The sequence below is a fragment of the Simplicispira metamorpha genome (assembly GCF_004341365.1).
Classification (GTDB): Bacteria; Pseudomonadota; Gammaproteobacteria; order Burkholderiales; family Burkholderiaceae_C; genus Simplicispira; species Simplicispira metamorpha.
On record NZ_SLXH01000028.1, the window covers coordinates 49,039 to 61,965 of the forward strand.

Annotated in this window: 10 protein-coding genes; 2 read left to right on the forward strand and 8 right to left on the reverse strand. The window is 62.1% G+C overall.

The window, feature by feature from the left end; genetic code table 11:
- Positions 1 to 65: 65 nt before the first annotated feature.
- Positions 66 to 1,700, forward strand: coding sequence for a methyl-accepting chemotaxis protein (locus tag EV674_RS14225; protein WP_119014321.1), 1,635 nt, complete (start codon positions 66 to 68; stop codon positions 1,698 to 1,700).
- Between the two features lie 540 nt (positions 1,701 to 2,240).
- On the opposite strand, the gene EV674_RS14230 is transcribed toward EV674_RS14225, so the two are convergent.
- The 8 genes from EV674_RS14230 to EV674_RS14265 all read right to left on the reverse strand — a co-directional run bounded on the left by EV674_RS14230 (position 2,241) and on the right by EV674_RS14265 (position 12,216).
- Entirely contained in the window at positions 2,241 to 2,741 is a 501-nt protein-coding gene (locus EV674_RS14230; protein WP_060986285.1) for a DUF1993 domain-containing protein, read from the reverse strand.
- 34 nt (positions 2,742 to 2,775) lie between these two features.
- A complete protein-coding gene (locus EV674_RS14235; RefSeq protein ID WP_119014319.1) occupies positions 2,776 to 3,606 on the reverse strand; it encodes an SDR family NAD(P)-dependent oxidoreductase in 831 nt (276 codons plus the stop codon).
- Between the two features lie 30 nt (positions 3,607 to 3,636).
- Positions 3,637 to 4,476, reverse strand: coding sequence for an enoyl-CoA hydratase/isomerase family protein (locus EV674_RS14240; protein ID WP_241525004.1), 840 nt, complete (start codon positions 4,474 to 4,476; stop codon positions 3,637 to 3,639).
- A 4-nt stretch (positions 4,477 to 4,480) separates the two neighbouring features.
- Positions 4,481 to 5,446, reverse strand: a complete 966-nt coding sequence (locus EV674_RS14245) for a VOC family protein (RefSeq protein WP_119014318.1) — start codon at positions 5,444 to 5,446, stop codon at positions 4,481 to 4,483.
- A 27-nt stretch (positions 5,447 to 5,473) separates the two neighbouring features.
- Positions 5,474 to 7,885 carry an efflux RND transporter permease subunit gene (locus EV674_RS14250; protein WP_241525003.1) on the reverse strand — a complete coding sequence of 804 codons (2,412 nt, stop codon included), beginning with the start codon at positions 7,883 to 7,885 and terminating at the stop codon, positions 5,474 to 5,476.
- 66 nt (positions 7,886 to 7,951) lie between these two features.
- A complete protein-coding gene (locus EV674_RS14255; protein WP_119014316.1) occupies positions 7,952 to 9,049 on the reverse strand; it encodes a WD40/YVTN/BNR-like repeat-containing protein in 1,098 nt (365 codons plus the stop codon).
- Between the two features lie 38 nt (positions 9,050 to 9,087).
- Entirely contained in the window at positions 9,088 to 10,452 is a 1,365-nt protein-coding gene (locus EV674_RS14260) for a DUF1329 domain-containing protein (RefSeq protein ID WP_119014315.1), read from the reverse strand.
- 18 nt (positions 10,453 to 10,470) lie between these two features.
- Positions 10,471 to 12,216 (reverse strand): DUF1302 domain-containing protein, encoded by a 1,746-nt coding sequence (locus tag EV674_RS14265; RefSeq protein WP_119014314.1) that lies wholly within the window; start codon positions 12,214 to 12,216, stop codon positions 10,471 to 10,473.
- Positions 12,217 to 12,598: 382 nt separating this feature from the next.
- On the opposite strand from EV674_RS14265, the gene EV674_RS14270 reads away from it, so the two are divergent.
- Positions 12,599 to 12,787: a TetR/AcrR family transcriptional regulator gene (locus EV674_RS14270; protein ID WP_241525002.1), complete on the forward strand. Its 189-nt coding sequence runs from the start codon at positions 12,599 to 12,601 to the stop codon at positions 12,785 to 12,787.
- Positions 12,788 to 12,927 lie beyond the last annotated feature (140 nt).

A 12,927-nucleotide genomic window follows, 5' to 3' on the forward strand; every position in this document is an offset into this window, starting at 1 on the left:
TTTCAGCGGCCCTGCGCGGCGACCCCACCCACGCCCACGCCCGCCACTGCCAACTACCCCGCGCCATGAATCGCTTAAAAATCTCCACCCGGCTTGCCATTTCGTTCTCCACCATGGTGCTGCTGCTGGTCGCGCAGGGCGCAATGGTGCTGTTCCTGTCCGCCGCGCAGCGTGAGGCGATGGAGGACATCGTTCAAAGGAGCACCCCCATCACCAAGGCATTGAGTGCGGTGATCGACGGGTCGAACATGGAAACCATCCAGTTCCGCAATCTGGCCTTGTTCTCGTCCCCGGACATTCAGCAGGCGGCGCTGGCCCAGATCAAGGTCGAACGCAGCAACATCGCCGCACAGACGCAAATTCTGGATCAGCTGATCGAATCCGAGGAAGGTAAGGCCTTGCACCAGAGCATCAAGCCTCTGCGCGCCAAGGACCTTGCATTGGGCAATCAGTTTCTTGAACTGTTTGCCAAGGAACAATGGGTGGAGGCGCTGGCCTTGCTGGAGAGCAAACAGCGCCCCGCGCAGATCGAATACCAGAACGCGATCCGCAAGCAAGCGGAACTCCAGGCGCAGGTCATGGCCGAAGCCGGCCATCGGGCCGAGGCGGCCACCCACAATTTGACGCGGGGGCTCCTGGTCGCGAGCGCCGTGACCATTGCTCTGGCCCTGTTCCTCGCTATCACCATCATCCGCTCAATCACTCGCCCACTGATGCAGGCCGTTTCAGTGGCCGACCGCGTCGCCAGCGGCGATCTGAGCGGGCACATCACCGTGCAGTCCCAGGACGAAATGGGCCACCTGCTGGAGACGCTGCAGCGCATGCAGCACAGCCTGGCGCAGACTGTCACGGCGGTGCGCAGCAATGCGCAGGGTGTCGCCTCGGCCAGCACCGAGATCGCGGCGGGCAACCATGACCTGTCGGGTCGCACCGAAGAGCAGGCCAGCGCACTGCAGCAAACTGCCGCGTCGATAGAACAACTGGGCTCCACGGTGAAGCAGAACGCCGACAACGCGCGCCAGGCCAACCAGCTCGCCCTGAGTGCCTCCACCGTGGCCACCCAAGGCGGCGAAGTGGTCGCCGAAGTGGTCAAAACCATGAAGGGCATCGACGACAGCAGCAACAAGATTGCCGACATCATCAGTGTGATCGACGGCATCGCTTTCCAGACCAACATTCTGGCCCTGAACGCTGCAGTGGAAGCCGCCCGCGCGGGCGAGCAAGGCCGCGGCTTTGCCGTGGTAGCCAGCGAGGTGCGCAGCCTCGCAGGCCGCAGCGCCGAAGCAGCCAAGGAAATCAAGCGGCTCATCACCGACAGCGTGGAACGCGTGGAGCAGGGGTCGCAGCTCGTGGGCAAGGCCGGTGCCACGATGACGGAGGTCGTCACCGCCATCCGCCGCGTAACGGACATCATGGGCGAAATCAGCGTCGCGAGCAGCGAGCAGAGCCAGGACATGGGACAGATCGGCGAAGCGGTCGCGCAGATGGACCAGACCACGCAGCGGAATGCCGCGCTGGTCGAAGAAATGGCCGCGGCTGCCAGCAGCCTAAGCAGCCAGTCCCAGGCGCTGGTGGAAGCCGTGGCGGTGTTCAAGCTGTCGGACGAAGAGGTCGTGCGCACCATCAGTGCCGTGCCCCTGCCTCGCACGCTCCACGCAAGCGCGCCGATAAAAACTATCATGCTAGCCAGGGAGCACTAGGGCCGCAAGCATCAAAGCGGCAAGGCCCAGCCGCCATTGCCGCGCCCGTCTCACACGAAAGCGCGCCGCCCGCCATGGGCAGTGAGGGCGATTGGAAGCGCATCTGAGTTTCCGGCGGTCTGGACTGTTCGGCGGGAAATCAGCACGCGAGTGAATGCCCCGTTCATTGGCGCGGGATCTGCCTGAGCGGTGAACACGCGTCCTCTTTGAAGTTTTGATAGCTGCTTGCGCTTTCTGGATGGGCGCTTGAGGCCAATTTGGCCTGTATCTTCCGTGCACGCATCCGGGCCCCTGCAAGGGTATTGCCCTGCACTGAAGATGAGACCAGCCCCGCCACAGCGCCAACCTGGACCGCTGGTGACGAACGCGCCACGCGCACTCGGAGCGCGTGGACATCCACCCGCAAAAAAACACCCCCTGGTACAAGCCGTGAAGGTCTGCCAGGGGGTTCAAAACCCCGGATTCCACGGGGTACTGTGTCAATCACCGGCCTTGCCTCCGGTACTTGCACCTTGGAGAACGTGTCCAGGTCCGGCCCGGTCAGGCCATGGCTCCCAGAAAGTCAGCCTTGCCCAGCTCCACGCCTGCCTGGCGGAGCAACGCATAGGCCGTGGTCACATGAAAGAAGAAATTCGGCAGCGACCACTGCTGTAAGAAGGTCTGCCCCGTGAAGTGCAGCGGATCGCCTTGCCGCTGCGGCACGACCAGGGGCCGCTCGGCGCTCCCGGCCAATTGCTGCGGCGAAACGCCTTCCACGAAGCCGATGGCGTCCCGGACGCGGACACGCAACCCTTCGAAGCTCTCGTCGGAGCCTTGAGCGGCAGGCAGTTCCACGGCACCCAGGCGCGCGACGGCGAGCCGCGCCACCTCGCTGGCAATGGCAACTTGCTTGCCAAAGGTCAGCATGTCGGGCGACAGCTTCGTATTCAGGAAGGCCGCGCTGTCAAAACTTCTGGCCTGGGCATGGCCTTCGGCTTTGTCAAGCCAGGTCAGCAGGTTGCGCAGCATGCGGGCATAGATTTCCGCGCTGGCGGCATGCATGGATAAAGACATGGTCGGATATGGTTGGTTGGGTTCAGAGTTTGTTGGATCCCATGCGTGCGAAGAACTCGCGCATGGGCACCATGGACGGGGAGTGGCTGGTGAAGCCGCCATCCACTGGAATCACCGCCCCCGTGATGAATGAGGACTCGTCGCTGGCCAGGAAGCTCACCACGTCGGCAATCTGCTTTGGCGAACCGAGCTGGGGCGTCAGGTGCTGATCCAGGAGGATCTGCTTGATCTCCTGCGGAACGCCCTTCTGCGCGTGCTCGTTGAGCACAAAGCCAATCATGATGGCATTGGATCGGATACCCTCCTTGCCGTACTGAGCGGCCACGGAACGTGCCAGCGCCATCAGCGCCGCCTTGGAAGCGGCATAGGCGGTCAGCGTTGCATCACCCAGCAGCCCGAAGCCCGACGTCGCAAAGATGATCGATCCACCGCCGACCTTGAGCATGTGCGGAATGGCGTGCTTGCAGCACAGCATGGCGCCGCGCGCATTGACGTTCATGGCCCTGTCCCATGCGGAAAGGTCCACGTTGCAGACATCGCGGTCACCGGCACGCTGCGCCGGATCCAACGCGGCCGCATTGTTGTGCAGGACATCGATCCGCCCAAAGTGGTCGAGCACGGCGGAAACCATCGCCGCAACCCCCTCCTCGGAAGTCAGGTCGGTTTGGATGGCCAGAGCCTTGCCACCCCCCGCCTTGATTTCGGCGGCCACCGACTGGGCTCCCTCCAGGTTGATGTCCACCACCGCGACACGGGCTCCATGCCGGGCCAGCGAACGCGCACATTCAGCCCCAAGACCCGCCCCCGCACCGGTCACGATGGCGACCTTTCCATCCAGTTTGCGTTCGCTCATTGCATCTCCAGAAAAGCGATGTTTTGAAATTCATTCACCAGAAAAACAGGGCGCCCGTTTCTCGCGAAACGCCAGCGCGGCTTCCTTGACGTCGTTCATCGGAACCAGCATGGCGAACAGATCCAATTCCAGGTCCAGGCCGCTCTTGAGGTCAAGGTGGCAGGCCGCGCGTGCAGCCTGCTTGGCGAACAGCGTTGCCGTGGGCGGCTTCTGGGCAATGCGTTCGGCCAGGGCAGTGACCTCCGCGAGCAGCGAGTCCGCGCTGTCGGCCATGCGGGTGATCAGGCCGATGTCAAATGCCCGGCGTGCGTCAACGCGATCACCGGTCAGGAGCAAGTCCAGAGCACGCCCCGGGCCGACCACGGCTCCAAGGCGCTGGGTTCCTCCCCCTCCGGGGATCAGGCCCAGCCCCGTTTCGGGAAGGGCAAACACGGCGTCCGGGGCCGCGAAACGCAGATCGCAAGCCAAGGCCAGTTCCATGCCCCCGCCCATGCAATAGCCATGAATGGCGGCGATCACAGGTTTCTCGGTGCGATCCAGCGCCTCGATCCAACGCGACTTCTGCATGCGCCGACGCACCTGCACCGATGTTTCCGCCGCCCGCCGTTCCTTGATGTCGGCTCCGGCGCAAAACCCGCGCGCGCCCGCGCCGCGTATCACGATCACCCGAACGGACGGATCGCTATCGAGCTCGGCCAGCGCCGCAGGTACACCACGGCGAATGTCGTCGTTGATCGCATTGATCTGGTCCGGGCGATTGAGCACGATCCAGCCAACGCCTCCCCGGCGCTCCACCTCGACGGCATTCCCGGGGTTCGCAGCTTCGTCACGCGTCGGGGTGGCCGGTTTGTGAAAGGAGGTTTCCATCATCGCTTCAATACTCCTCGAACTCAAACAGTTGCCCCCGCAGGTCGGCCGGATCGACCCGGATCAGCGGCTTCCCACCCACGGCCTCGCATTCGTCGATCCAGGTGAAACGGGTACCGCGTGCCTTCAGGTCCTCGGCCTTGGCCTGGAGACCGTTCACCGCGATGCGGATGTAGTAGGGGCCGGGCCCCCAGGAATTCAGGTAGACGCCGGCATCACCGTTCCAGCGGGTCGCCTCGATCACGTCCAGCGAAGCGCTGTGCGGCACCGTGAATTCCATGCGGGCGCGACGGTACCCCTCCTTGTCCAGAGACTCCACAGGGCTGCCAGGCTCCCAATCGAGGTTGGCCGATACCGTGCGCAGGGTTTCGTCCAGATTGCGGACGATGTAGCCGCGCGAGGTGACTCGCACCATGTCGCCCGGCTTGGGATCGCGCGGCTCGGGCGGGGGCACGCTGAAGGTGTCGGCCGGCATCTGCAGCGGCTCCAGGGGCATGACCTCGATGCACAGACCGCCGTCCACCGATGGGTGGTAGCGGGGATCCTCGGGCGTCGCGCCCAGCCAGAGCCGGTCGAACGGCATGTCGGGGGTGCGTTGTGCCATGCGGAACCGCAGGCGCCGGCGCATGAGCTTCTCGACCAGCAGGTCGAACTTGTCGCCGCGCGCGGCCAGCACGATCGAGTGGGTCACCATGGGCCGGTGCGCGCCCTGGTAAGCCTTGAGGCTCTCCAGGAAGTCGTGGAACATCGGATCGCCCGGGTTTGGTTGGTCCAAGTGGCACTGCGGCTCGATGCGGGTGGGGGCGACCGCCAACGATTTGTGAACCCGCAGGAAATGGGCAATGTAGGGATGGCCATCGAACGCTTGGCGCCAGTTGGGATGGCCGTGGAGGCCCAGCTTCGTCACCAACAGTTGCGCCATGCCGTCCGGGTCGGACAGCATCATGTCGGCACTCATCAACAGATCAAACACAGGCGTTGCTCCAAGAGAAGGAAAAAGTCAAAGAGGAAGTGCGCCATCCGCGGGCAGTGCAGACTTGGTCTGCCGTGGATTGAGCAGGAAATGGGACAAGGCGGGAATCAGCACCAGGGCACCCACCATGTTCCACAGGAACATGAAGGTCAGCAAAATGCCCATGTCCGCCTGGAACTTGATCGGCGAAAACGCCCAGGTGATCACGCCCGCGGCCATGGTCAGCCCCACCAGCGCCACCACGCGTCCCGTGAAGTCGAGCGACCTCCGGTATGCCTCGGCGAGCGTCGAGCCACGGCGCTGCATCGCAATCTGCACACTCAGCAGGTACAGGGCGTAGTCCACCCCGACGCCGACACCCACCGCGATCACTGGCAACGTGGCCACCTTGAGCCCGATGCCCATCCACACCATCAAGGCCTTGCAGATGATGGTGGTGATCACCAAGGGAACCATCGCCACGATGGTGGCGCGCAGGCTGCGGAAGGTCAGCAGGCACAGCAGCGCCGTGGCGCCATACACGGCCAGGTACATCAGCAAGATGCCGCGCTCGACCTCAATGTTGGTCGCCGCCTCGATACCCGCGGAACCCGCCGCGAGCAAAAAGCGCGGCCCGCCGTCGGCAGAAGCACTGTTGTGCTCCGCGGCAAAGGCCTCACTCACCTGAAGCACGCGCTTGAGCGTGTCCGCCTTGTGATCGGCCAGGTAGGCAATCAGTGGCGAGACGGAACACGAGGTATTGGTGATGTCCGGACTCGCAATCATGGCGGCCCCCACCGCCGCATTCGTGATGCCCTGGTCCCGGCTGATGGTGAGCCACTTGCCACTGCCCTCATTCAAGGCTGCAGTGATGAAGCGCGTGGACTCCGCCAGCGAACTGGTGGCCTGCACGCCCTCGGTCTGGCGCAGTGCCTGGGCCAGTTGGTCCATCAACTGCAAGGTGCCGTACAGCCGGCAGCCATCGTCAGGATTGGTCATGATGACCACGAACTGATCATTCGACAGCCCGTAGTGGGCCGTGATATAGGCACTGTCGCGGTTGTAGCGCGAGTCCTGCCTCAATTCGGGCGCCCCCGGATCCAGGTCGCCGATGCGCAGGTCGAACATCACGACCGTGCAGACCGCGGTCATCACGGCGGCAAGCGCCACCGTCACCGTGGCCGCGCGACGCTCCGTCAGGCGATCCAGCGCACTCCAGGTGCGTCCGAGCCATCCTTGCTTGCGCGTCGTGTCCTCGGCGAGGGCGCGGCGCGCCGCAGCCTCGCTCACGCCGATGTAGGACAAGGTCACCGGGATCAGCACGAGCTTGGTGAAGACCAGCACCGTGATCCCGATGCTGGTGGTCAGGGCCAGATCGCGAATAACCGGGATATCGATGATCACCAGCACGGCGAAGCCGACAATGTTCGTCAAAAGCGCCGTCAGGCCCGCCATGAAGAGGCGCCGGAAGGTGTAGCGCGCGGCAACGTATTTGTGCGTCCCACGGCCCACGTCCTGCAGGATGCCGTTCATCTTCTGGGCACCGTGCGAGAGCCCAATCGCGAAAATCAGGAATGGGACCAGGATCGAGTAGGGGTCCAGCTCGTAGCCCAGCAGGTTCATCAACCCCAGCAGCCACACCACCCCGGCAACGGCCACGCTCACCAGCAGCACGGTGCTGCGGATGCACCGGGTATAGAGGTAGACAAACAGCGCGGCGACCGCCACCGAGAGTCCGAAAAAGAGCATCACCTCATGGAGCCCTGCGATCAGATCGCCGACGATCTTTGCAAACCCGACCATGTAAATGCCGGTGCTCTCGTCCTCGAACGACCGGATCTCCTTCTCCAGGATGCGGGAGAACTCGCCATAGTTCAACGGCTCGCCCGTCTTGGGATGCCGGTCCAGCAACGGCACGATGATCATCGTAGAGCGCGCGTCATTGGCCACCAGGCTTCCAACAATGCCTGACCGCCCAACGTTTTCCTTGAGCTTGCCGATCGATTCCTGGCTGCCGCTGTAGTCCGGCGGCATGACAGGCCCCCCCACCACGCCCTCCTCCGTCACCTGCCGCCAGCGCACGATGGGCATCCAGAGCGATTTCATCCACGAGCGGTCGACCCCTGGAATCAGGTAGAGAGCGTCATTGACCTTGCGCAGTTTTTCCAGGTAGGCTGCGTCGTAGACATCACCGCTCTTGTTCTCCACGACGACCCGCACCGTGTTTCCCAACCCGGGGAGTTCCTCCCGATAGGCAAAGTAGGTCTGAATGTACGGGCTGGAGGATGGGATCATCCGCTCAAAGCTGGCATTGACTTCCAGCTTCAGAGCGAAGTATCCCAGCACTGCGGTAGCGACAAGGCACAGCAGCAACACTAGCAACCGGTTGTTAAAAACCAGTTGCTCCAGGCGGCTTCCTGACTTGCGGTCGAACTGTGCCGGATCGCGAACGACCGGCATGGCGGGTTGCTGGGAATGAGCAGACATCAGAACTTTCACGAAGCAGATCTAAAGGATCTGCGGCCTTCATTTACCTTGCGCGGGCAACGCGATGACTCCGACACCGTTCATGCGCGCCAGAGCCAAACGATGGGTGTTGGTCATCGCGGCGTCATAGACCTCGGCACCTGGCGCTTGGTCATATAGGGTGGCGCGGGCAGCAGCAAAATCCACGGCAAGCACATTCCCATGCTGCGACACCAGAAAAGCGGAATCCCCATGGGCGATCGCACTCACAAGATTGGCATCGAGACCAGTCTCGATCTTTTTCCACGCACGCCCGGCGTCCTCGCTGACAAAGGCATTGCCACGCAGACCGTAGGCCAGCAAGCGGGGGCCAAACTGGGCAATGCCGAAGAAGCTGCCGTTGTAAGGCGTCAGCACCCGCTTGAAGCGCTGGGTCGTTGCATCGAGATGCATCACAAGGCCCTGCTCACCTGCGACGAAGACGCCCCCGTCCCCACCTGCCAGTGCATAGAGGTGGTACCGCTGGTCATTGTCGGTTTTCCAGAGCCAGGGTTGCCACGTGTTGCCGGCATCGCTGGTTTTCAGGATCAAGCCGAAACCGCCCACGGCAAAGCCGGTGAGGCCATCGGGAGCGAACCAAATGTCGAGCAACGGCGCGGGCCAGACGTCCGCCGTGGCCGATTGCCCAACTGTCCGCTGGATCTCCGCCTCCCTCTCTTCGGAGCCTTTGGCGGAATCGCGCAGCAGCGTCAATACCGCACGCCCGTCCAGCACCCGCGTCCACGAGGCGCCGCCATCGGGCGACCTCAGGGCCACGGCATCGTGCCCCACGGCCCACGCCACGCCGGAACTGGCGAAGCGCACCGTGGTGAGGTCGGTGGAGACCGGGCTGCCGACCTGGCGCCACGATACCCCACCATCTTCGGACAGCAGGATCAAACCGCGCGGACCCACCGCAATGGTGCGCCCACCTTGGCTCGCCACTCCGCTGGCCGTCGCCCGCTGCGCCGACACCAGAGTTCGCGATGGTGCATCGATCAGATCCGGGCGGGCTGCGCTTTGCGCTGCGATCACCCATGGCACCGTCAGCAGCACACACCCGCCAGCGAGCGCGGCGCAAGCCCAACGCGAACGAAAGAAAGAACGCAGGAAAGTCATGGCCGGGGGATCCAATCGAGGTTGGTCATGCACGAGGCTCAGCGAGCCGATTCCCGCGATACGATGGCTTCAGGATTCATCTCGCGCTCGCTGCGCGCGGATGGAAGCACCTTGTAGCCTCCCACCATCACATCGTTGACATAGACGTACATGCCCTTGTTGAAGTCGTACACCACATTCTTCGCAGCAAAGGGGATCTGCTTGTCGTACATCGGCGAAGCGGCCTGAAACAGGCTACGGTACAACTGACCATTCTGGTCAAAGGCATCGTAGTTGGCGGCGCCGGTCAAATCTTCATCAAAGTAGTAGATGCGCTTGGAATACGCATGACGCTGGCCCGGCTTGAGCGTGGCTTCCACGGCCCAGACACGGTGCTTTTCCCAGCGCTCGCACTCCGGATTGACGTGGTTCGGCAGCAAAGCCTTTTCGGCCGTCGGGCAATCGTACAGATTCTTGTAGGCGTTGTACTGGATGTACATCTCCTTCTTGCCGATGAGCTTGAAGTCGAAGCGATCCATGATGCCGGAGAATACGAACAGCTCATCGAACAAAGTAACGCCGCCCATGCTGGCTACGGGAGTGTCATAGGCGAACTCAGGTGAGAGCTTCACACGGCGCAGGCCCGGGGTATAGCTCCAAGCCTTGCGCGGACGAGCCACCGGATCGAGATAGTCTGCCAAGCCTGTCATTTCGCCTGCACGCCGTGCCGGCACCTTGCTGATCGAATACACCCGCCACGCCATGTCCGGATCGCGATCTGCCACGTCGGTCTGGTAGTACACAAAGTCCTGGAACGTCGCTTGCTCCGCCGTCACCACGGCCTTGCCCGAAGTATCAATCACCCAGGAGCGGGAGGCCGCAGTGGTGATCGCGGTCTCTCCCTGGTAACGCAGGATTTGGTTCCACATCACCTCGTATCCGGTCTTCGGAATGGGGAACGGGATGCCACCGCGGCAGGCGTTTTCAATGGCAAGGCCCTCTTTGGTTGCCTTGCACGTGGTCGCATTGCGGACGGTCGCATCCAGAATCTTCTTGGGATAGGCCGCCGTTCTGTGCGTGGGATACACATTGAGGTAGTACCCTGGGTACTTGGACAGCAGGTGCTTCTGCCCTTCGCTCAGCAAGGCTGCGTGCTGTGCCATGTTCTTGCTGTCGATGCGCAGCACGGGCTTTTCGTCTTTGAACGGATCGGTCCAGAAGCCGCTATCCGGCTTGAAGCCCTCAGGAGCCTTGGTCAACCCCCCGGTGTAGGCCGGGATGCTGCCATCGGCATTGGCTGCCTTGACCGCTCCGAACGGGGTCAGGGTGGTGCCCAGTTGCTTGGCCTCCTCCGCTGTCACGGCCGCGAAAGCTGGCGTGGCAAGGCCAATGGCAACCAGCGAAAGGATGTTGTGGAATTTCATGATTGCAGCTCCAGGGAATCAGAAAGAGGTCTTATAGGTGAAAAACAGGCGACCACGATCGGTTGCGCCCACGCTGCTGTTGAGTGCGTTGCCACCAATGGCGGCCGTACCGGCAGCGTTGTATTTGGTCGGCACGGACATGTCCGCATAGGTCAGGCTGAATTCATGCTTGCTTGCGTAGGTTGCAGCAATGCCGATTGACCACTTGAGGAGGCCTTCAAACCCGCCACCGCCGGTGGCGGCCGAGCCCTTAATGCCGTAGCTCACTGTCATCGGGACGGACACATCCAGGGACGGCAGCACGCCCAGGTACTGGGGCGTGAAGCGCATGGCAAGCTCCCAATAGTTCTTGGTCGAGCAGGTATCGGTCACATCCCCCGGCTGGGCGGTGGCACCGCTCGTTCCGAGCCGCACGCAACCGGCATACCCGACACCGCGATACAACTGCTCGTTACCCGTGACCTTCAGCAGGCGGCTGTACGCAAGTTCGCCGATCAGCGTACCGGTATCCCAGAGGGGTGTCTTGGGCAGTCCGTACGTGCCGTTCACCACGGCATGGAAAGTGTCGCCCGTCGCACCCGTGCTGGTAGCGGTATAGCTGGCAACCGAATTGAGGTGCGCGTTCTTGCGCCAGGACACTTCGGAGCCAACGCTCACCGGGCCCACAGACTTGGAGAGACTCAGGCCCCAGAGCTTGGTAGCGGCCGGATAGACAAACCTGAAGGTACTCGGCAACGCAGGCCCCAAGATAGCGTTGTAGGGTGCCGACACCGGAGCGAAACTGGTGAGTTGAATGCCCGTTTCCGGATTGGTATCGTTGAACTGCCGGTAGTAGGCACCCAGTGTGGAATCGATGGCATCCACATCCAGACGCGCGGAAAGCCCCCAATTCTTGTCGCCCGAGGTCTTGACTGCCGTGTTGGCCATGGCCAGGCAGGAATAAGGACCCAGTGCCGGGTTGCAGGGCGTCAGGGCAAAACGATCGACCCCGGGCGTGTTGTCGGCGCCCATCAGATACGTACCGGCATACGGTGCGCGCGTCGCCTTCCAGTCCAGCGCATATTGGCCTGCAAGAGACAGCTTGTCGGTCACCTGCGCCTTGAAGGTCAACTGGTTGATGGGCAAGAAAGTTTCCTTGGTCTCAATGCCCGGGCTGGAAACAGCCTTCATGCCATCCACGGGCGACTGGCCATAGGAAATGGCATGGGCGCCGATGAACATGCCTTCACCCCAAACCACCGTGTGGCGGCCCAACTTCACGTTGACGGGAACAGAACCGAGATCGAAGTTGGACCAGACGAACGCATCCAGGATTTCACCGGACGGGCCATGTACAAAGCGGTTGACCTCGTCGTTGAACCGGTTGTTGTTGTACGACGTCGCGGAACCAGCAGGCGAAGACACCGACCTATCGCGATACGCATGGTCGTACCAGCTTGCGGCACTGATCCGCGCACCAAAGATCCCTTTGTAGTTGAGGTCAAGTTCCCCCAAAAGATCGAGCCGGTTGGACACGATATCTCCACGGCCGAACTTGGCGTTGCCTTCGTCGGTGGTGGCAAAATTCAACAGTCGTTGGTCTTGTGCCTCGGTACGAACCCCCAAGTTGTATCGAACCGTCGCATCGGCACGCACCTTGAAGTCGGGATTGCCAGTGTCAAGCTCCAGTGCGTGTGCACCACTGGTTGCGACCAATGCCGCTGCAGCGGCAATCATGTGCACTGCGGCCTGGGAGGGAGCCGTCCTCGTTTGTCGATTTTTCATGAGTTTGTCTCCATCAGTTGGGGATTTACCTGCTACTTGGCACAAGCTTCAGTCAGCCCTCCCATGCGTCCCCCTGAGGTGTCAGGGCTGGCCAGCGCAGCTCGCCTTCATTCTGTATGCTGCCTGCGATTCTGCATTTAGAATTTTCTTCCCGATTCCGGGTTTTCACCTAATTTGAACAAATTTATCCATAGCGTCTAAAATAAGACCGATGGAGGCGGTGCAGTCGGCATCCAGCGTGGCGGCGAAGCCGCTATCCAGCGTCGAGCATCAGGGATGGAGTCCGCTGCGGTCGCCGGTCCACGAAACGCACCCTTTGATGCAGATAGAAGCTCAGCCACGTCCACGAACGAAACCGCCGGAAGCACGGCGAGAAGAACTCATGAATGCCGCCCAGGCGTTGTTCCTGAAGAAGGGGGTGGGCGCTACCGTGATCAGGGAGATCACTGATAGCACGGAAGTGGCGAAGGGCTCGTTCTACCTGTACTTCTCATCCAAGGAAGACATTCATATCGCACTGGCCGAGCGGTTCCACAGAGGTGGCCCCGTTTGTTTGAACACAAATCGCTAAACGATAAGTGGAACCGGTCCGCTCAAGCTGCCTGTTGAATCGCCCGCGCCCAGACCATCGCACAAGCGCAACCAGCAAGCGCTTGGCAGCGCCTCTCAGCAGGCGCGGGTGCCAAGGGCGAGCGGCTGTATGACTGGGCG

Excerpts from the sequence above, each read along its gene's own strand:
- EV674_RS14225 (WP_119014321.1), top strand. The coding sequence starts at position 66 with ATGAATCGCTTAAAAATCTCCACCCGGCTTGCCATTTCGTTCTCCACC.
- EV674_RS14230 (WP_060986285.1), bottom strand. The coding sequence starts at position 2,741 with ATGCATGCCGCCAGCGCGGAAATCTATGCCCGCATGCTGCGCAACCTG.
- EV674_RS14235 (WP_119014319.1), bottom strand. The coding sequence starts at position 3,606 with ATGAGCGAACGCAAACTGGATGGAAAGGTCGCCATCGTGACCGGTGCG.
- EV674_RS14240 (WP_241525004.1), bottom strand. The coding sequence starts at position 4,476 with ATGATGGAAACCTCCTTTCACAAACCGGCCACCCCGACGCGTGACGAA.
- EV674_RS14250 (WP_241525003.1), bottom strand. The coding sequence starts at position 7,885 with ATGCCGGTCGTTCGCGATCCGGCACAGTTCGACCGCAAGTCAGGAAGC.
- EV674_RS14255 (WP_119014316.1), bottom strand. The coding sequence starts at position 9,049 with ATGACTTTCCTGCGTTCTTTCTTTCGTTCGCGTTGGGCTTGCGCCGCG.
- EV674_RS14260 (WP_119014315.1), bottom strand. The coding sequence starts at position 10,452 with ATGAAATTCCACAACATCCTTTCGCTGGTTGCCATTGGCCTTGCCACG.
- EV674_RS14265 (WP_119014314.1), bottom strand. The coding sequence starts at position 12,216 with ATGAAAAATCGACAAACGAGGACGGCTCCCTCCCAGGCCGCAGTGCAC.
- EV674_RS14270 (WP_241525002.1), top strand. The coding sequence starts at position 12,599 with ATGAATGCCGCCCAGGCGTTGTTCCTGAAGAAGGGGGTGGGCGCTACC.